Here is an 18,583-nt window from a genome sequence, read left to right as displayed (position 1 = left end):
CGGGCCCGTCCGTCGCGGGGGCGCCGGCACCTCGGGTGCGACACACCGGACTCGGTATCGTGGCCGCCGTGATCCGCCGGCACGGCCGCTCGCGGCGTCGCGCCGACCGCGCGGTGTCGGGGCGGCTGCTGGGCAGCCGGCCGGGCCGGGTCGCCCTCCTGGTGCTCGCCCTCGGGCTGGTGCTCATGCACCACGTCGTCGGCGCCCACCAGCACGCCGGTCCCGACGTCGCCCTCGACGGGGCCACACCGCTCACCGCGATCGCCGCCGACCGTGTCGTGCCGCCGGCGGCGCACCACGGCACCGCGCACGCGGAGGCCCACGCCGACGGTGCCCGGGAGCACGCCGCGAGCCAGGCCCTCCCCGGCACCTCCGACGCGGGCGCCGCGCTCCTGCACCGCCACACCGACGGGACCGGACACGACCACGCCGGGTCCCTGCTCCACCTGTGCCTCGTCGCCCTCCTGGGCGCCGCGGCCCTCCTGCTCCTGCTCGTGCTCGTCGCGCTGTGGCCGCGGCCGCCGTCCCCACGGACCGGCCCGGCCGGCGTCGCCCCGGCGACGGCGACCCGTGCCCCTCCGGCGTCCTCGAGACTCGCGGAACTCCAGGTCCTCCGGCTCTAGACCGGCCCACCGCCTGCGCGCACGAGCGCGCAGCGGCGCCGCGTCCTGCCCCCGGCACCGGCCCCACGCATCGGCCGGTGCCCAGCCGAAGGAGACCTCCTCGTGCGTGCCCGACTCGTCGGCGGCGTCATCGCCGCCGCCACCGCCGCCCTCGTGGCCGCGGGGTGTTCCGACCCCGGTACCGCTCCCCCCGCGGGCGGTCCCGCCCCGGCGCCGTCGCCGGCCTCGGCCGCCGCGGCGCCGATCTCGCCCGAGCACAGCCAGGCGGACGTCCTGTTCGTCCAGGGCATGATCCCCCACCACCAGCAGGCCATCGCCATGTCCTCGCAGGCCACGGACCGGGCGTCGTCCCCGGAGGTCAAGGACCTGGCCGCCCGCATCGGGCAGGCGCAGGCTCCGGAGATCGAGCGGATGAACCAGATGCTCGACGCGTGGGGGGCACCCCGCCCGCAACGCGGTGCCACGGCGATGCCCGGGATGCCGGGCATGCCCGGCATGCCCATGGGCGACATGCCCATGCACGGCATGATGAGTGACGCGCAGATGCACCAGCTGGCGGCGCAGGCCGGCGCGTCGTTCGACCGGATGTTCCTGCAGATGATGATCGAGCACCACACCGGTGCCGTCGAGATGGCGCAGGCCGAGCAGGTCCGGGGTCTCAACCCCCAGGCCGAGGAGCTGGCGGGCGCCATCGTCGCCGCGCAACAGTGGGAGATCGCCGAGATGCAGGGCCTGCTGAGCAGGGTCTGACCGACCGCGGGCGGCCCGGCGCGGGGCGCGGAGCGTCACGCGTCGGGCACGCCGAACAGCTCGTGGACCAGGACCAGGGCCTCCGCAGGCGCACGGACCTCGAGGATCGGGGTCGCCCCGAGGTGCAGGGTGAGGGCGAAGAAGGCGCAGCAGCCGGCTTCGGCGGTCGCGAGCTCGGCGAGCTCACCGATGCGGACGCGGTCGGGGTCGAACGTCAGCCGTACACCGCCGTCGATGGCCTCGCGCCCCGCGACGTCGCCGAGGACGGCCCGCCACCGGTCGACGCGGTCGAGGCGCTCGACCCCGTCGAGCGTGCACGCGATGACCGGTACCGCCCCGGGGGCGCGGCCGGCGGGTTCCCGCCGCAGCGCGGCGAGCGCGGGGTCGGTGCTGCGCCGCCCGAGGTCGGCGCACGACGGGTCGCAGGGCCCGTCGCGGGTGAGGGCGGCGAGCTGCCCGCGGGCGCGGGCGAGTCGCGCGCCGAACGCGCGCAGCTCGTCGATGCGCGCGTCGATCTCGACGATCCGGCGGTCGAGCAACGGGCCGAGCTCGCCCCGGACATCGGAGCACCGTCCGTGCTGCCACGGCTCGAGCAGCCGGCGGATCTCGGGCAGCGCCAGCCCGAGGCTCTTCGCGGTGCCGATGAACCGCAGCCGCTCGAGGGCGGCGCCGTCGTAGAGGCGGTAGCCCGACGGCGAGCGCCGCGCGGGCAGCACACCCTCCGCGTCGTAGAACCGCACCGTGGTCGCCGGCACGCCGGAGCGGCGCGCCAGCTCGGAGACCGTCATCCCGTCCACGCCGGCGACGGTAGACCTTCGAGTCGACTCGAAGGTCGAGCGACGGCGCGGGACCGTCCGTGATCAGTCGGAGCGCCGGGCGATCCCCATGATCGCGAGCCGCCAGGCGAACCACGGCTCCGGTGCCTGCGCGGCGATCGCCCGCGCGAGGTGGCCGTCGAACAGTTCCGCGGCGACCGCGCTGCGCCGCTCCGGGTCCAGGCCCTGGAGCAGTGACGGGCCGAACGACACGCGCAGCGCGGCCGCCACGGTGTCGGCGTAGCCCTCGCCGCCGGTCTGCTGCCAGAGCGGATCGCCGAGGTCGACGAACCGCAGCTGCTCGAGCACCAGGTCGCCGCCGGCGGTGAACGGCGCCTCCCACTCGGCCTCGGTGCGGTACCACGCCGGGATCGTCATCGCGGCCCGTTCGGCGTCGGTGACGATCCCGCGGTCGACGAGGTCCTGCAGGCCGCGGGCGACCTCGTCCATGGCGCGCTCCGCCCCGGACCGGCGGGCACGCCCCTGCCCGTGGGCCGCACCGACGACCACGACGAGCCGGGCCCCCGGCAGCATCTCGGCCGCCCTCGCGGTCAGGAAGGCGCTCCAGTCGGCGGCGCCGGCCCGGGCCCAGACGTCGTGCTGCTCCGCGGTGGCCGTGCTGGCCCAGAACCCGTCCAGCGGGCCCGGCACCTCGCGCAGCCAGTGCACGGCGATCGAGCTCCAGCCCAGGCCCAGAGAGGCGTCGGGCAGCAGCTGTTCGTAGAACGACCGACCGACCGCCGCCGTGTACACACCGGGACGGCGGTAGCTGCCCGGGTCCTCGGCGACGGTGTGGAAGAGCGAGGCGAAGTCGTTGTCGGGCAGGTCGGTGTGGAACACCCACACCGGCTGGTCCTCGCCGCGCGCCGCCCGGACGGCCTCCACCGCGGCCGACAGCGGTGCCAGCGAGTTGCGGCCCTCCGACGCGCCGTAGTCGGCCACCGTGACCGCCCCGGCCGGACCGACGGGGGCGCTCGTCGCGGCGGCCCGGAACAGCTCGACACCGAGCGTGGCCGACGCCGCCTGCGCCGACGCGTGGGCGTTGTACTGCCCGCCGCCCTCCATCACCGTGGACACGGGGTCAGGCTAGGGCGGACGGCGCCGATCCGGACGCGCCGACCCAAATTCCCCGGGGCAGGATGTCGCCGTGGATCTCATCTGGTGGGTCGTGATCGTGCTCGTCGTCCTCCTCGGCGCCGGCGGCGTCCTGGTCGCGCTGAGGGCCGGCAGGCGCGGGTAGTCACCTGCCGCAGGTGATGTGGGCGGCGGGGCCGGCCCCCACGGTGGACGGGCACCGCCCATCCACGGAGGTCCTGCCATGTCGTCGCGTCCCCCCGACCACGGGTTCAACTCCCGGCTCTTCCTCGGCGGCGCTGTCCTCACCGCCGTGGGCAGCCTCGTCGCGAGCGTCGGCCTCGGCCTGAGCAGCGTCGCCCTGCTCGAGGCCGTCCGGCGCTGGCAGCGCGGCACCGAGATGTCGCCCGGTCAGCTGGCCCGCCACGCCCTCGGGGTGGCCCAGGTGGCGACCAGCGCCGGCGCGCAGGCGTGGCAGGCCCCGATGCCGGACGGGCGCCGGGCCGTGGGGGCGGGCGACGGGCGCGCCCAGCCCGTGTCGTGACCTCGGGAGCACCGCCGGTCGACCCGCTGACCGTCCTGCGGTCACGCCGCTACCTGGGCCTGCTCGCGCTCGCCGCCGTCCTCGGCATCCCGATCTCGGCGATCGCGTACTGGTTCCTCGCCTTCGTCGGGCTCGCGCAGCACTGGGCCTTCACCGGGCTGCCGGCGGCTCTCGGGTTCACGACGGCGCCGCTCTGGTGGCCCCTGCTGCCCCTCGGGGTCGCGGGTGTGCTGGTCGGGCTGACCGTGCGCTACCTGCCCGGCCACGGCGGCGAGTCCCCGGCCGACGGTTTCCACGCCGGCGGCGCCCCGTCGCCGGCCGCCCTCGGCGGGATCGCCCTGGCCGCGGTCGCGAGCATCGGACTGGGGGTGGTCGTCGGCCCGGAGGCCCCGCTGATCGCGATCGGCGGCGGGCTCGCCGTCATCGCGCTGCGGCTGGTGCGGCGCGGGGATGCGCCCGCGTCCGCGGCCTCGGTGGTGGCCGCGACCGGGAGCTTCGCCGCGGTGAGCACCCTGTTCGGCTCCCCGCTCGCCGGCGCGTTCCTCATGATGGAGGCGATCGGCCTCGGCGGTGCCACGGCCACGATGGTGCTGGTCCCGGGGCTGCTGGGCGCCGGGCTCGGCTCGCTGGTCTTCCTCGGTCTGGACTCGTGGACCGGTTTCGGCACGTTCTCCCTGGCCGTGACCGACCTTCCTCGCGCGGCCACCCCGACCCTCGCGGGACTCGCCTGGGCGGTGGCCCTAGGCGCCGTCGCCGCCCCGCTGTGCTTCGCGATCCGGTGGACGGCCCTGCGGCTGCGGCCCGCGGTCGTGCGCGGGCCCGTGCTGTTCACCCCGCTGGTGGGCCTCGCCATCGGGGCCCTCGCGGTGGTCTACACCGTCTCGACCGGCCACCCCACCGGCGACGTGCTGTTCTCCGGCCAGGACGCGCTGGGGCCCCTGCTGCAGAACCCGGCCGCGTACGGGATCGGCGCGCTGCTCCTGCTCATCGTGTGCAAGGGCCTGGCCTACGCCGGCGCCCTGAGCAGCTTCCGCGGCGGGCCCACGTTCCCGGCCATGTACCTCGGGGCGGTCGGCGGCACCGCGCTCTCCCTGCTGCCCGGCCTCGACCCCCTCGCCGGCGCGGCGGTCGGGATGGGCGCGATGACGGTCGGCATGCTGCGCCTGCCGATGACCTCGGTGCTGCTCGCCACCCTGTTCCTCGGGTCGGCGGGGATCGCCGTGATGCCGCTGGTGATCGTCGGCGTCGTCACCTCCTACGTGGTCACCCTGCGCCTGCCCGACCCCGCCCCGGGATCACCCTCGGCGGGCGACGACCCCCCGGCGACGCCCGACGAGCATCGGGAGCCGGAGCACCGAGCTGGGAGGCAGGACCATGACCGAGCCGAGAACTGAGACGGGCCCGATCGACTACCTGGTCGTCGAGTTCCCGTCCGGCACGAGGACCGGCGAGGGGATGCCCCTGCTGCTCGACCTCGTCGACCGCGGCCTCATCCGCATCCTCGACCTGGTCTTCCTGGCCAAGGGCGCCGACGGCACGGTCGCGGGGCTCGAGCTCGCCGACCTGGACGGGGACGGCGACCTCGACCTCACCGTCTTCGAGGGCGCGTCCTCGGGCCTGCTGGGACAGGAGGACGTGGACGAGGCCGGCGCGGTGCTCGACCCGGGCACCACGGCCGCCCTGGTGGTCTACGAGAACGTCTGGGCGGCGCCGCTCGCCACCGCCCTGCGCCGCGGCGGCGCGCAGCTCGTCGCCGGCGGGCGCATCCCCGTCGACGAGGTCGAGGCCGCCCTCGCCCCGTCGGTCCACGCGTAGAGGAGTCGAGGAATGCCAGGACTGTTGCGAGGACTCGCCCGCACCGCGCTCGTGGCCGGCACGGCCACCGCGGTGTCCAACCGCGTCAGCCGGCGCCAGGCCGGCCGCTGGGCCGCGGAGGCCGCGGAGTCCGCGCCGCCGCCTCCGCCGCCGCCGCCCGCGTCCGGCCCGGGCCCCGGCGACGACACCATCGACCAGCTCCGCCAGCTCGGCGAGCTCAAGAGCCAGGGCATCCTGACCCAGGAGGAGTTCGACGAGCAGAAGCGGCGGATCCTCGGCCGCTGAGCACGAGCAGCGCAAGAGTCCGATCGGCGGACTGACAGGGCGATCTCGGTCAGCGAGGCTGGCCGCAATGGTCCGACCCGCCCCGGCCGTGACGCAGCTCCTCTGGGACGCCGTCCTCGAACGCTCCGACCTCGAGCCCACCGTCCTCGCCCTCCGCGACGCCCTCTCCGACGCCGTCGAGGCGGCCCACTGGGCGCACGTCGCGACGCTGCTCGACCGCACCGACGACGACCTGCCCTCGGCGCTGAGCGCCAACGCGCTGCGGGCGGGCGACGCGAGCGGGAGGGCGCCGCTGCACCACGCGGCGCTGCAGGGCGCCCATCCCGACGTCGTCGACGACCTCGTCGCCCGCGGCGCGTGGCGCACGCTGCGCACCGCGGACGGCGAGACCGCGGAGTCGGTGGCCCGCCGGCTCGGCCACGTCTCGCTCGCCGACCGGCTCCGCCCGGACCCCGTGATGGCCCTGGACGACGCGGCGGTCGCCGACATCGAGACCTTCCTGCGCGCGCTGGTGGAGGTCCGCACGCGGCGCCTCGACCGGCCGTTGCGCCCGCCCCAGCTCGGGCCGCTGCTCGAGTACCCCGACGCGACGATGTGGGTCCGCGTCCCCGGGATGTACGGCGGGTTCGCGTGCCGCTGGGCCGACGACGCGGGCGAGCCGACCGTCGAGGTGCGCAGCGCGAGCCGGGTCGTCGGAGGCTCCGGGCGCACGCACCACGTCACGGCCGAGGGCGTCGCGCTGGTCACGCGCGTGCTGTGACCTCGGGGTCGTGCGCCGGGCCGAGCTGTGGCCGGGCTGCGACGGGGCACCCGCCCCGTCAGGACGGCTGGTAGGGCGGCGCCACGCCCCAGCCCCAGCGCGGCACCGGGGCGTGCTCGACGACCTCGGACCCGGTCTGCGAGTTGTGCAGGGCCAGCCGGGTGCCCCACTCCACGTAGCCGACGAACGCCGCGCGGAACTCGGGATCGTCGGGCAGGCCGGCGTCGTCGGCGGCCCGGCTCATGGTCTCGGCGAAGCGCCGGCGCTGGTCGGCGGTGATGCCGAGCTGACGGTGGTGGGCCAGCATCCGCTCGTAGCCGCCGAGGGTCGCCGTGTACTCCGCGGGCCCGCCGAACACCTCGATCCACCACAGCGTGACGTGCGCGCGGTGCTCCTCGGTGACCCCGCCCGGGAAGAGCGGGCTCAGGAGGTCGTCGTTCTCCACCCGGTCGTAGAACGCGTCGATGAGGCGGCGGAAGGCGTCCCCGCCGCCGGCCCAGTCGTACAGCGTCGGCGTCATTGCAACACCGTAATCAGGCCCCGGTGGAGGGCGACAGACCTCGCCGGTCAGCCCAGGGTGAACGGATCGCGCGTGCCACCGGTGAGCTCGACCCACACGGAATTGGTCTCCAGGTAGCAGCGGCTCTCCGACGCCGGCATGGCGGGGATGATCATGGCCTTCCTCGACGACAAACGAGGAGATCGACCACTTCGGCGAGACCGTCATGCCGCTCATGCGGGAGGCGGGGCTGCGGTACTGACCGCGTCGCGCAGCAGGCCCGTCGCGGGGTGGCAGTTGACGTACTCGTAGTACTGCGCGTCGGCGTCGACCACCGAGACCTCGTGGTAGAGGCGCAGAGACGGGACGTGACGGGCCCGGCTGACGAACGCGACGAACACCTGCAGGTGGCTGGGGTGCGACTCGGCCCAGCGCTCGAGCAGGTCGAGCGAGCGCCAGTACGAGATGGCGTAGGTCGTGTCGAGCGGGTTCCCGTCGAGGTCGACGTTGCGCACGTAGCGGTTGCTGTAGCAGCCGAGACGCTGGCCGCGGTCGCGCAGGAAGTCCATGGCCTCGCGCAGCGCCGGCTCGATGGCGCCCAGGTAGAGCTCGCGCTCCTCGTCGGGGGTGTGGCGCCAGTCCTGGCCGGACCGGATCAGCGCCACGTTCTCGTGCCCGCGCACGACCACCCGGCCGCCCCGCGCCGGGTCGCCCGAGGCCTGCAGCTCGCCGTCCGGGCGCATCCGGTCGGTCTGCGAGCGCGGGATGCGGTCGCGCATCGCACCCCAGTAGGCGTGCTCCTCGACCTGGTCGCTGACGTCGTCGAGGACCCCGCCGACGCCGGGGAGGTCGTCGGTGAAGGGGTAGAGCGTCTCGAACCGCTCGACGCCCGGGGAGAGGATCTCGCGGAAGACGCCGACGCGCGCGGTCAGCCGTTCGGGCGCGCCCCACCAGCCGGCGACCTCCGGGCGCGCGAACCAGCGCTCGGAGGTGCCGGCGTCGCGCCAGTAGGCCGCCGCGACGAGGGTGTCCCAGCCCTGCGCGTCGACGTGGTGGGTGAGGTCCCACCCGCCCGGGCCGTCCTCGAGCGCGAAGCCGTCGACGATCGCCCGCAGGGCCTCCCACGCCTCGGCCCGGTGCTCCTCGCCGCGGTACTGCACGCCGAAGTAGCCCATGGCCACCGCGGTGACGTCCTCCCCGACGCGCGCCACCCAGATCGGGAACGGCGGCCGGTAGTCCTCGGGGACGCGCCGCGACAGCGTGCGGGGGCCCTGCAGGTGGGCGTCGATCGCGGATTCCACAGGTGCCTCCCGAGATGGGTACCGCCGGGCGAACGACGGGGATTGTCTCCCGACGCGGGGCGCCGCCGCCCGCTCCTAGCGTCCTCGCAGGCCACGAGGCCGACACCCGAGAACGAGGAGCGATGACATGGCCACCTTCCTGATCGAGCGGACCATCCCCGGCGCGTCCGACCTGTCGACCGAGCAGCTCGCGGAGATCGCGGCGACGTCCAACGAGGTCGTGTGCGACCTCGGCGTCCCGTACACGTGGCGCCACAGCTACGTCGCCGGCGACAAGTTCTACTGCGTGCACGAGACCGACGACGCCGAGACCGTCCGCGAGCACGCCCGGCGCGGCGGGTTCCCCGCCGACCTCGTCGTCGAGGTCACCGCCACCATCGGGCCCGGGACCGCGGGCCGCTGATCCGGTGACGCGCCGGCCCTGCCCCCGCCGCCGCACCCCCGCTACCGTGCGGCGGATGGAGGCGGACGGGGTCCCGGTGCCGTCGCCGCTGACTCCGCTGGTCGGCCGGGAGCGCGAGGTCGCGACGGCGCGGGCCCTGCTGGGCACCCACCGCCTGCTCACCGTGGTCGGCGCGGGCGGCTGCGGGAAGACCCGGCTCGCGGTGGAGGTCGCCGGCGGTGTGCCCGGCGCGGTCTTCGTCGACCTCGCCCCGCTCACCGACGCCGCGCTGGTGCTGCCGACCGTCGCGCGCTCGCTCGGGCTCGGCGAGGCGGGGCCGCAGCCCCTGGTCACGACGCTGCACCGGCACCTCGCCGACCGCGACGGCTTCCTGCTGCTCGACAACGTCGAGCACGTGCTCGACGCCGTCGACGGGCTCGCCGACCTGCTCGGCCGGTGCCCGCGGCTGCGCGTGCTCGCGACGAGCCGCTGCCCCCTGCGCATCCCCGGCGAGCAGCTGCTCCCCCTGGGCCCGCTGACCGTCCCCGACGCGACGGCCGACCCCCGCGCCGTCGCCGGCCTCCCGAGCGTGACGCTGTTCCTCGACCGGGTGCGCGCCGCCGAGCCCGACCGCCGCGTCTCGGACGCGGACGTGGCCGACGCGGCGCGCATCTGCCGGGCGCTCGACGGGCTCCCGCTCGCGCTCGAGCTCGCCGCCGCGCAGGTGCGCACGGTGGGGCTCGCGGGTCTGCTCGCCGACGGCGGGATCGGGACGTCGCGCTCGCCGCGGCGGGCGGTGCCCGCGCGGCACCGGAGCCTGGAGAGCGCCGTCGCCTGGAGCGTCGCCCTGCTCGACGACTGGTCGGCGACGGTGTTCGCCCGGCTCGCTGTCTTCGCGGGGAGCTGGACAGCCGAGGTCGCGCAGCGGGTCTGCGGGGCGGGGCGCGACGTCACCCCGGCCCTCGCCGAGCTCGTCGAGCACTCCCTGGTCGAGGTCGTGCCCGCGGGTACCGGGGTGCGCTACCGGATGCTGGAGACGCTGCGGCGGCACGCCGCGGGTCCGGCCCGCGACGACGACACCGTGCGCCGGCACACCGACTGGTGCGCGGAGGTCGCCACCGCGGTCGTGGACTGCCCGGGGCCGCAGGAGGCGGCGTGGATCGACGTCGCGCAGGCCGAGGTCGCCGAGCTCCGGTCGGCGCTCGAGCGCTGCCCGCCTGCGGAGACCGCCACCGGCCTGCGCACGGCGGCCGATCTCTACTTCTTCTGGGACATGCGGGGCTACCTCGGCGAGGGACGGTCGCACCTCGAGCGCCTGCTCGCCCGGCCCGAGGCCGCCCACGACCCGGCCGCCCGCCAGGCCGCGCTGCAGTCCCTCGGGCTGCTCCTGCTCTGGCAGGACGACCTCGCCGGCGCGTACCGCGCGCTGGAGGAGGCGTCGGACCTGGCCGAGCGCCACGGCGACGCCGCCGGCTGGGCCTGGTGCGCGGGCAGCCTCGGCATCGCGCACTTCGCCGGCGGGGACGTCGCGGCGATCGCCGCGCGGGCCGAGCGCGGCCTCGCCGTCGCGCGGCGGGAGGCGGCGTGGATGCCGCTGCTGCGGACCACCTGCGGGCTCGGCCTGGTGCGGTGGGCGCAGGGCCGGCCGGACGAGGCCCGGGCCCTCCTCGAGGAGAACGCGCGCCTCGCCGCGCCGTCGCCGTGGGGTGCGGCGAAGGCGGGCTGGTTCCTCGGCTGGTTCGCGTTCCTCGACGGCGACCTCGACGCCGCCGACCGGCGGTTCCGGGACGGCGCGGCGGCCTTCGCCCACATCGGCGACCGCCGCTCGCTGCCGGACTGCCACGACGGCGCCGCGTGCGTCGCCGCCGCCCGCGGGGCCGCGGCCGAGGCGCTGGAGCTCTTCGCCACGGCCGACGACCTGCGCGAGCGCGCCGGCTCCCGGCGCAACGCCTACCTGCGGCCGCACTGCGACCGGGCCCGTGCCGCGGCCCGCGCCGCGGTGGGCAGCGCGCCGTCCCACGGGGTCACCGCGCGCGAGCTCGAGGTCGCGCGGCTCGTCGCCGAGGGGCTGACCAACCGCCAGATCGGCCGGCGCCTCGGCATCAGCGAGCGGACCGCCGAGCGGCACACCGAGAACCTGCGCGCGAAGCTCGGGGTGGGCACGCGCGCCCAGATCGCGGCCTGGGCCGCGGCGGTACCCACGTCGCCCCCACGGGGCGTGGCGGCCGTCCCGGGATACCGGGCGGCGCCGGACCCCGCTGGGCTGAGCGCAGCGGCCCCGCACCCCGCGGCCGCCCGGTCCCGAGGAGTCCGCCATGACCACGCCGCTGCAGAGCCCCGACGTCGCCGCCCTCGAGGAGGCCTACCGCGCCTTCGCCCGCGGCGACGTCGCCGCCGTGCTGGGCATGCTCGACCCGCAGGTCGCCTGGACCGAGGCCGCGGGCAGCGCCTACGCCGGCACCCACGTCGGCCCGGAGGCCGTCGTGGCGAACGTCTTCGCCCGGCTCGGGCAGGACTGGGAGAGCTTCGTGCCCGTCCCCTCCGAGTTCGTGGCCGCGGGCGCGACGGTGGTCGTGCTGGGCACCTTCGAGGGCGTGCACCGCGCGACCGGGCGCGCGATGACCTCGCGCTTCGCCCACGTGTACCGCCTGACCGACGGGCGGGTCACGGCGTTCGAGTCCATCAACGACACCCACGAGGTCCGCCGGGTGATGGCCTGAGCTCGGCGTCGCCGGCACCGTCGAGCGGCGCTGCCCCCTCGCGGAGCCCGTCGGCGCGGGGTGCCACGGAGCCGGGCCGGTCGGTGTTCTCGGGGACATGGCGCCCACGACGACCGACGTCCCCGCCCTGCCCGCGCTGGACGGCCTCGACTGGACGAGCATCGGCACGGCCCTCGACCGCGACGGCTACGCGCGGCTCGGTCCGGTGCTCGACCCCGCGCAGTGCGCGGAGACGATCGACCTGTTCGACCGCGACGAGGCGTTCCGGTCGACCGTCGACATGGCCCGGCTCTCCTTCGGCGAGGGCCGCTACCGCTACTTCGCCGACCCGCTGCCCCCGCTCGTGCAGACGCTGCGCACGCGGCTCTACCCGGGCGTGGCGGGCGTGGCCAACCGCTGGGCCGAGGCACTCGGCGAGGACGGCTGGCCCGACGAGCACGCCGGGCTCGTCGAGCGCTGCGCCGCCGCCGGCCAGCACCGGCCGACGCCGCTGGTGCTGCGCTACGGCCCGACCGGCTACAACTGCCTGCACCAGGACGTGTACGGCGACCTGACCTTCCCGCTGCAGCTGCTGATCATGCTGAACACGCCGGACGTCGACTTCACCGGCGGCGAGAGCGTGTTCGTGGAGCAGCGCCCGCGCCAGCAGTCGCGGGCGATGGTCGTGCGCCCGGGGCTCGGCGAGGGCGTGGTCTTCCCCGTGCGCTACCGCCCCAAGCTCGGCGCGCGGGGCTACCACCGCGTCCAGATGCGCCACGGCGTCTCGGCGGTGCACACGGGCGAGCGCCACGTCCTCGGCGTGATCTTCCACAACGCGCGGTAGCCGCCGGCCGGCGACGGCGTCAGGGGTCCAGCGCGTCGAGGCCCGTCTCCGTCACGTGGCGCAGGGCGTCGAGGCCGGCGGCGATGGTGGGCAGTTCCTGGGACCCCGCGCGGACGGCCGCGATCACGCGCCGGGTCGGCACCGGCGGCGTCGTGATCGGGAGGCGCCGCGTGTCGTGGTGCGCGGGCAGGTCGGCGAGGCGCGGGACCAGCGCGACCCCGAAGCCGCGCGCGACCAGGGCGGCGCCGGTGTCCCACTCGTCGGCGTAGTGGGCGATGTCGGGGGCGAAGCCCGCCTGGGTGCAGGCGAGCGTGACGAGCTGGTGGTAGGCGCGGCCCGTGTTGCCGCAGACCCACGGGTCGGCGCTGAGGTCGCTCAGCGCGACGACGTCCGCCCCGAGCAGCGGGTGCCCCGGGCCGACGAGGATGTCGAGCGGCTCGTCGAACAGCGCGTGCTGGTCGAAGGCCGGGTCGGACGCCGGCGGGATGCTCGGCGTCGCGACGACCACGGCGAGGTCGACGTCGTCGGCGGCGAGCAGGTCGAACGAGCGCGCCGGCTCGGTCTCGCGCAGGCGCGCGCGCAGCTGCGGGTGCTCCTGACGCAGGTGCTCGAGGACGCGCGGCACCACCACGGCCGCCGCGCTCGAGAACGCCGCGAAGCGCAGCGTCCCCCCGACCGCCCCCGCGCGGTGGGCCGCGAGGTCGGCCCGCGCCTGCTCCCACTGGGCGGTCAGCGTCTCGCCGTGCTCAAGCAGCGTGCGGGCCGCCGGCGTGAGCCGCACGCCCCGCCCGACGGGTTCGAGCAGCGCCACGTCGAGCTCGCGCGCGAGCGCCTGCATCTGGTGCGAGACGGCCGACGGGGTGAGCCGGCAGACCTCCGCGGCGGCGGTGACGGTGCCGTGCCGGGCGATGGCCGCGAGCACCCGCAGCCGCCGATCAATCATGTAGCCAACGTACAAGATCATAGGTTCGACGTTTCGATGGACGTGGACGGAATCCGGCTCCCACACTGCGGTCGAGCACCACGTCACCGCCGCCGTCCGGTGCGCCCGAACACCACCTCGAGCAGGAGATGCCCGTGTCCCACCGCGTGATCGTCGTCGGCCTCGGCGGGCTGGGGTCGGCGACGCTCTACCGCCTCGCCGCGCAGCTCGGATCCGGCGTCCTCGGCCTCGAGCAGTTCGAGCTCGGCCACGTCCGCGGGGCGTCCCAGGACCACTCCCGGATCATCCGGCTCGCCCAGCACCAGGAGGAGTACGCGGCCCTGGCGGCGCCCGCGTACAAGGCGTGGCACGAGGTCGAGGCCGAGGCGTGCCAGCAGATCGTCACCCCCACCGGCGGGCTGGTCATCGAGGACCGGGCCGCGCGGGCGGGCATCGCCACCGGCAACCGCAACATCGAGGGCTACACCGCGATGTTCGACCGCTACGGCGTCGCCTACGAGCGCCTCGACGCCGACGAGCTGATGGCGCGCTGGCCGCAGTTCCGGCTCACCGGCGGCGAGCAGGCGCTCTACCAGCCCGACTCGGGCATCGTCGACGCCGCCCGGGCCAACGCCGTCCACCGGGCGCTCGCCCGCGCCCACGGCGCCGAGATCCGCGACCGCACCCCGGTGCGCGCGCTGCGTCCCGACGGCGAGGGCGTCGCGGTGGTCACCGACGACGGCGTCCTGCACGCCGACCGCGTCGTCGTCGCCAGCGACGCCTGGACCAACCAGGTCCTCGCCGAGACCGGCACGGCGCTCCCCCTGACCGTCCTGCAGGAGCAGGTCACCTACTACGCCACCCCGCACCTGGCGGAGTTCGCGCCGTCGCGCTTCCCGGTGTTCATGTGGCACGGCCGGCACAACTTCTACGGCTTCCCCGTCTACGGCGAGGTCGCCACCAAGCTCGGCCAGCACATGGGCGGCCACGAGACCACCGCCGACGACCGCACCTTCGAGCCCGACCCCGTGCGCCGGGAGCGCTACGCCGACTTCGTGTCCCGGCACGTCCCGCGCTTCGGCGGCCCGGAGCTCTACTCGAAGACCTGCCTCTACACCGTTCCCCCGGACCAGGATTTCGTGCTCGACACCCTCCCCGAGCACCCGCAGATCGTCGTCGCCAACGGCGCGGGCCACGCGTTCAAGTTCGCCGCCCTGATCGGGCAGCTGCTCGCGGAGCTCGCGCTCGACCACACCCCGTCCCAGCCGATCGAGAGCTTCTCGATCACCCGCCCCGCCCTGACCGATCCGAGCCACCCGCGGAGCTTCCATGTCTGAGACGACCCTGCCGGCGACCCCGGCGGCTCTCCCGGCCCGTCCCGTCGACCCGGCCACCTACACCGACGAGGCCACGTACGCCGCGACCCGGCTGCCCGTCGAGCTGGCCTCCACCCTGCTGCCCGACACCTACACCGCGCCCGAGTTCTTCGCGCTCGAGCAGGAGAAGGTGTTCGCGTCGAGCTGGGTCGCGGTCGGCCTCGCCGCCGATGTCGACCGCCCCGGCGCGTGCGTCGTCGTCGACGTCGCGGGCCGCTCGGTGATCGTCACGCGCAACCGCCACGGCGAGCTGCGGGCATTCCACAACGTCTGCCGCCACCGCGCGACGAAGCTGCTCGCGAACGACGCCCGCGAGGTCGGGCCCCGCGGGCGCATCCGCTGCCCGTACCACTCCTGGACCTACGACACCGACGGCCACTGCCTCGGCACGCCCCTGTTCGAGGGCTCCGACGTCCCGGCCGGCGAGGAGTCGATCTTCGACACGTCGGTCGCGAAGGGCTTCGACAAGGCCGACTACGGGCTCCACGCCGTCGCCGTCGACACCTGGGGCCTGTTCCTGTTCGTCAACCTCGACCCGGACGCGCGCCCGCTGTCGGTGCAGCTGGGCGACCTGCCGGCGCGCTTCGCCGACTACCGCCTCGACGAGTGGGTGCCGCAGCGCCGGCTGACCTACGACATCAACGCGAACTACAAGCTCGTCGGCGAGAACTTCATGGAGTACTACCACCTGCCCTGGGTGCACCCCGAGCTCAACCAGGTCTCCAAGTTCTCCGACCACTACCGGTGGCAGGGCCCCGGGATGTACACGGGCATGTGCACGACGCCGGTGTCGCGCAACACCGACGCCGGCGGCTGGGACGGCCTGCAGCCGCTGAGCACGCTCGGCGCGCAGGACGCCGACGCCGGCCGGTTCGTGTGGCTGTTCCCGTCGACCGCGCTCGTCGTGCTCCCGAACCACGCGTTCGTGCTGTTCAACCGGCCCGTCGCGGCGGACCGCACGGTCGAGACCGCGGTGCTGCTCGCGCACCCCGAGTCGCTGGAGGGGGCGGGCGGGGACGACACCGCCGAGGACGGCATCGAGCAGCTCGCCAAGTTCTGGGACCTCGTCAACCGCCAGGACATCGAGATCGTCGAGCGGGTGCAGGAGGGCATCGAGAACCCGGCCTACCGCGGCGGGCGGATGTGCTTCCGGTTCGAGGAGCCGCTGCACCGGTTCCAGAACATGGTGATCGACAAGGTGGTCGGCGTGGACCGCGTCCCCGCGGGAGACCCGCTGGAGCCCGGCGACACGATGACCCGCATGTTCCCGGACCCGTGACCGGCGACGGCCGCACGATCCCCGTCGAGGACCCCTCGACCGGCGCGACGATCGCCGAGGTCGCGCGCGGCGACGCCGGCGACGTCGACCGCGCCGTGACCGCCGCGCGGGCCGCCGCCCGCCGGACCCGGACCGTCCCGCCCGCCGACCGTGCGCGGCACCTGCGCGCCCTGGCCGCCGCGCTGGACGCCGACCGCGAGGAGCTCGCCCGCCTCGAGACCCTCGACACCGGCAAGCCGCTCTCGCTCGCGCGCGGCGAGGTCGCCGGGTGCGTCGGGTACCTCGACTACTACGCCGGCGCGGCCGACAAGCTGCACGGCGAGACCATCCCGATCGGCCCCGGCTCTCTGGCCTGGACCGTGCGGGAGCCGGTCGGGGTCACCGCGCACATCGTCCCGTGGAACGCGCCGCTGTCGATGCTGTGCCGCAGCGTCGCCCCGGCCCTCGCCGCCGGGAACACCGCGGTGGTCAAGCCCGCCGAGCAGACCCCGCTGACCGCGCTGCGGTTCGCGGGGCTCGTCGGGGCCGCCGGGTTCCCGGACGGCACCGTCGAGGTCGTCACCGGGCTCGGCGCCGAGGCCGGGCACGCCCTCGCCGCGCACCCCGGGATCGGCTCGCTGACCTTCACCGGCTCGGTCGCCACCGGGCGGGCCGTGCTGCGGGCAGCCGCCGAGCACATCACGCCGGTGGTCACCGAGCTCGGCGGCAAGTCCCCGCAGATCGTCTTCGCCGACGCCGACCTCGACACAGTGGCCGCGCAGGTCGTCACGGGCTTCACCACCAACAGCGGCCAGTACTGCGACGCCGGCACCCGGCTGCTCGTCGAGCGGGCGGTGCAGGACGAGCTCGTCGAGCGGATCGTCGCCCGCACCGCGGCGCTGTCGATCGGGGCGGGCATCGACGACCCCGACCTCGGCCCGCTCGTCTCCGCCGAGCACCACCGCCGGGTCGCCGGCTACGTCGAGATCGGGCGGCAGGAGGGCGCGCGGGTGGCGGACGCCCCGCGCGAGCTCCCCGGCGCCGGGTACTTCCTCGCGCCGACCACGTTCACCGACGTCACCCCGGACATGCGCATCGCCCGCGAGGAGATCTTCGGGCCGGTGCTCGCCGTGCTGCCGTTCGACGACGAGTCCCACGCGGTCGCGCTCGCCGACGACACCGACTACGGCCTGGGCACCGGCATCCACACCCGCGACATCGACCGCGCGCTGCGCGTGGCCGACCGGGTCGACGCCGGCTACGTGATGATCAACGAGTACTTCGCCGGCGGCCCGGGCGTGCCGTTCGGCGGCACCAAGCACAGCGGCACCGGCCGCGAACGCGGGCTGGTGGCGCTCGAGAGCTACGTGAAGCTCAAGACCGTCGTCGCGCGCGTCTCCCCCCACCAGGAAGGAACTCCGTGAGCACCACGGCTCGCCCGACGGCCGACGTCGTCGTCATCGGCGGCGGCCTCGAGGGCTGCGCCGCCGCCCGGGCCCTGACCGCCCGCGGCGTCACCGACGTCCTGATCGTCGAGCGCGCGACCGTCGGCTCGGGCGGCACCGGCAAGTCCTCGGGTGTCGTGCGCTGCCACTACGGCGTCTCCTCGCTCGCCGCGATGGCCGCACGCAGCCTGCAGACCTTCGAGCACGCCGAGGAGGTGCTCGGCGCGGACGTCGGCTTCCACCAGACCGGCTACGTCGTCGGGGTCGGCCCCGAGGACGTCGACGCCTTCGCCGCCTCGCTCGACGACCAGCGCGCCGTCGGGGTGAAGACCGAGGACGTCGACCACCGCGAGGTGCAGAGGCTCTGGCCGGTCGCCGACCTCGAGCCGTTCGCGGCCTTCGCGTTCGAGCCGCGCGGCGGGTACGGGGACGCGTACCAGACCGCGCAGGCCTTCGCGGGCGCCGCGCGCCGTGCCGGCGCCCGGCTGCGCCAGGGCACCACGGTCACCGCGATCCGCACGGCCGGCGACCGCGTCACCGGCGTCGAGCTCGCCGACGGCACGGTCGTCGCGACCGGCACCGTGGTGCTCGCCGCCGGCCCGTGGTCGGTCCCGTTGCTCGCCGCGCAGGGCATCGAGCTGCCGCTGACCCCGCACCGCGAGCAGATCGTGCTCGTCGACCCCGGTCAGCCGCTGGGGCCGGTGCCGGTGTTCTCCGACCTGGTCTCGCTGCAGTACATCCGTCCCGAGGGCGGTCCCGAGAGCAGGGGGCAGCTGCTGTTCGGCAACTCGGACCTCTCCGTGCTCGAGCCGGCCGACCCCGATCGCTACGCGAACCGGGCCAGCCCGGATGCGGTCGAGGTCGCGGTCGAGAAGGTCGGGACCCGGCTGCCGGGGCTCGCGGACCCGGCGGTCGCATCGACCTACGCCGGGTGCTACGACGTCACGCCCGACTTCAACCCCGTGATCTCGCGGACCGGGCTGGACGGCCTGGTCGTCGCCGCCGGGTTCTCCGGCCACGGCTACAAGATCTCCCCCGCCGTCGGTCGGCTCGTCGCCGACCTCGTCGTCGACGGGGCGAGCTCCGATCCCGACATCCCCGCCGAGGACTTCCGCCTCTCCCGATTCGCGGAGGGTGCGCCGCTCACGAGCCCGCACCCGTACGTGGGCGCCGGCCAGATGCGCTGACGGA

The 18,583-nt window shown here is 75.5% G+C and carries 19 protein-coding genes and 1 pseudogene; 15 read left to right on the top strand and 5 right to left on the bottom strand.

What is annotated here, in order from left to right:
* Positions 1–68 precede the first annotated feature (68 nt).
* Together PHK61_RS17075 and PHK61_RS17070 are read left to right on the top strand one after the other, a co-directional pair.
* A complete protein-coding gene (locus tag PHK61_RS17075) occupies positions 69–623 on the top strand; it encodes a hypothetical protein (RefSeq protein WP_274282194.1) in 555 nt (184 codons plus the stop codon).
* A gap of 102 nt (positions 624–725) precedes the next feature.
* Entirely contained in the window at positions 726–1,373 is a 648-nt protein-coding gene (locus tag PHK61_RS17070) for a DUF305 domain-containing protein (RefSeq protein ID WP_274282193.1), read from the top strand.
* 35 nt (positions 1,374–1,408) lie between these two features.
* Here the strand turns inward: PHK61_RS17070 and PHK61_RS17065 are convergent, their stop codons facing one another.
* Complete coding sequence (locus PHK61_RS17065; RefSeq protein WP_274282216.1) at positions 1,409–2,161, bottom strand: MerR family transcriptional regulator; 753 nt, start codon at positions 2,159–2,161, stop codon at positions 1,409–1,411.
* Between the two features lie 72 nt (positions 2,162–2,233).
* Positions 2,234–3,265, bottom strand: a complete 1,032-nt coding sequence (locus PHK61_RS17060; protein ID WP_274282192.1) for a class I SAM-dependent methyltransferase — start codon at positions 3,263–3,265, stop codon at positions 2,234–2,236.
* Between the two features lie 241 nt (positions 3,266–3,506).
* Between PHK61_RS17060 and PHK61_RS17055 the strand changes: the two genes are divergently transcribed.
* The 5 genes from PHK61_RS17055 (at position 3,507) to PHK61_RS17035 (ending at position 6,666) form a co-directional block, all read left to right on the top strand.
* Positions 3,507–3,806 carry a hypothetical protein gene (locus PHK61_RS17055; RefSeq protein WP_274282191.1) on the top strand — a complete coding sequence of 100 codons (300 nt, stop codon included), beginning with the start codon at positions 3,507–3,509 and terminating at the stop codon, positions 3,804–3,806.
* Positions 3,803–5,200, top strand: a complete 1,398-nt coding sequence (locus tag PHK61_RS17050; RefSeq protein ID WP_274282190.1) for a chloride channel protein — start codon at positions 3,803–3,805, stop codon at positions 5,198–5,200. The genes PHK61_RS17055 and PHK61_RS17050 overlap by 4 nt, the downstream gene beginning before the upstream one ends.
* Complete coding sequence (locus tag PHK61_RS17045; RefSeq protein ID WP_274282189.1) at positions 5,181–5,621, top strand: DUF6325 family protein; 441 nt, start codon at positions 5,181–5,183, stop codon at positions 5,619–5,621. Before PHK61_RS17050 ends, PHK61_RS17045 begins: the two co-directional genes overlap by 20 nt.
* Before the next feature lie 12 nt (positions 5,622–5,633).
* Complete coding sequence (locus PHK61_RS17040) at positions 5,634–5,906, top strand: SHOCT domain-containing protein (protein WP_274282188.1); 273 nt, start codon at positions 5,634–5,636, stop codon at positions 5,904–5,906.
* Positions 5,907–5,973: 67 nt separating this feature from the next.
* Positions 5,974–6,666: an ankyrin repeat domain-containing protein gene (locus PHK61_RS17035; protein WP_274282187.1), complete on the top strand. Its 693-nt coding sequence runs from the start codon at positions 5,974–5,976 to the stop codon at positions 6,664–6,666.
* Positions 6,667–6,724: 58 nt separating this feature from the next.
* Here PHK61_RS17035 and PHK61_RS17030 read toward each other — a convergent pair whose 3' ends face one another.
* Together PHK61_RS17030 and oxdA are read right to left on the bottom strand one after the other, a co-directional pair.
* Complete coding sequence (locus PHK61_RS17030; protein ID WP_274282186.1) at positions 6,725–7,186, bottom strand: group II truncated hemoglobin; 462 nt, start codon at positions 7,184–7,186, stop codon at positions 6,725–6,727.
* 212 nt (positions 7,187–7,398) lie between these two features.
* On the bottom strand, positions 7,399–8,466 hold the full coding sequence (gene oxdA, locus PHK61_RS17025; RefSeq protein WP_274282185.1) for an aliphatic aldoxime dehydratase: 1,068 nt from the start codon (positions 8,464–8,466) through the stop codon (positions 7,399–7,401).
* A gap of 127 nt (positions 8,467–8,593) precedes the next feature.
* On the opposite strand from oxdA, the gene PHK61_RS17020 reads away from it, so the two are divergent.
* The 4 genes and pseudogenes from PHK61_RS17020 to PHK61_RS17000 all read left to right on the top strand — a co-directional run bounded on the left by PHK61_RS17020 (position 8,594) and on the right by PHK61_RS17000 (position 12,391).
* Entirely contained in the window at positions 8,594–8,869 is a 276-nt protein-coding gene (locus PHK61_RS17020) for a DUF4242 domain-containing protein (RefSeq protein ID WP_274282184.1), read from the top strand.
* Between the two features lie 55 nt (positions 8,870–8,924).
* Positions 8,925–10,976, top strand: a pseudogene (locus tag PHK61_RS32085) (ATP-binding protein); the annotation flags it as partial.
* A 187-nt stretch (positions 10,977–11,163) separates the two neighbouring features.
* The gene (locus PHK61_RS17005; protein ID WP_274282181.1) at positions 11,164–11,568 is read left to right on the top strand and encodes a nuclear transport factor 2 family protein; all 405 of its coding nucleotides are present in this window, start codon (positions 11,164–11,166) and stop codon (positions 11,566–11,568) included.
* A 97-nt stretch (positions 11,569–11,665) separates the two neighbouring features.
* On the top strand, positions 11,666–12,391 hold the full coding sequence (locus PHK61_RS17000; RefSeq protein WP_274282180.1) for a 2OG-Fe(II) oxygenase: 726 nt from the start codon (positions 11,666–11,668) through the stop codon (positions 12,389–12,391).
* Between the two features lie 19 nt (positions 12,392–12,410).
* Here PHK61_RS17000 and PHK61_RS16995 read toward each other — a convergent pair whose 3' ends face one another.
* Entirely contained in the window at positions 12,411–13,334 is a 924-nt protein-coding gene (locus tag PHK61_RS16995; protein ID WP_274282179.1) for a LysR family transcriptional regulator, read from the bottom strand.
* 128 nt (positions 13,335–13,462) lie between these two features.
* On the opposite strand from PHK61_RS16995, the gene solA reads away from it, so the two are divergent.
* The 4 genes from solA to PHK61_RS16975 are packed head-to-tail and all read left to right on the top strand — an operon-like array spanning position 13,463 to position 18,579.
* Positions 13,463–14,650: an N-methyl-L-tryptophan oxidase gene (gene solA, locus PHK61_RS16990; RefSeq protein ID WP_420791403.1), complete on the top strand. Its 1,188-nt coding sequence runs from the start codon at positions 13,463–13,465 to the stop codon at positions 14,648–14,650.
* Positions 14,643–15,968 (top strand): aromatic ring-hydroxylating oxygenase subunit alpha, encoded by a 1,326-nt coding sequence (locus PHK61_RS16985; RefSeq protein ID WP_274282177.1) that lies wholly within the window; start codon positions 14,643–14,645, stop codon positions 15,966–15,968. Before solA ends, PHK61_RS16985 begins: the two co-directional genes overlap by 8 nt.
* Complete coding sequence (locus PHK61_RS16980) at positions 15,965–17,371, top strand: aldehyde dehydrogenase family protein (RefSeq protein WP_274282176.1); 1,407 nt, start codon at positions 15,965–15,967, stop codon at positions 17,369–17,371. The genes PHK61_RS16985 and PHK61_RS16980 overlap by 4 nt, the downstream gene beginning before the upstream one ends.
* Entirely contained in the window at positions 17,368–18,579 is a 1,212-nt protein-coding gene (locus tag PHK61_RS16975) for an NAD(P)/FAD-dependent oxidoreductase (RefSeq protein WP_274282175.1), read from the top strand. Before PHK61_RS16980 ends, PHK61_RS16975 begins: the two co-directional genes overlap by 4 nt.
* The last annotated feature ends 4 nt before the right edge of the window (positions 18,580–18,583 follow it).

The sequence above is a fragment of the Actinomycetospora lutea genome (assembly GCF_028737205.1).
Lineage (GTDB): Bacteria > Actinomycetota > Actinomycetes > Mycobacteriales > Pseudonocardiaceae > Actinomycetospora > Actinomycetospora lutea.
The sequence above is the reverse complement of the archived record's forward strand: the minus strand, read 5'-3'. Positions and strand labels throughout refer to the sequence as shown.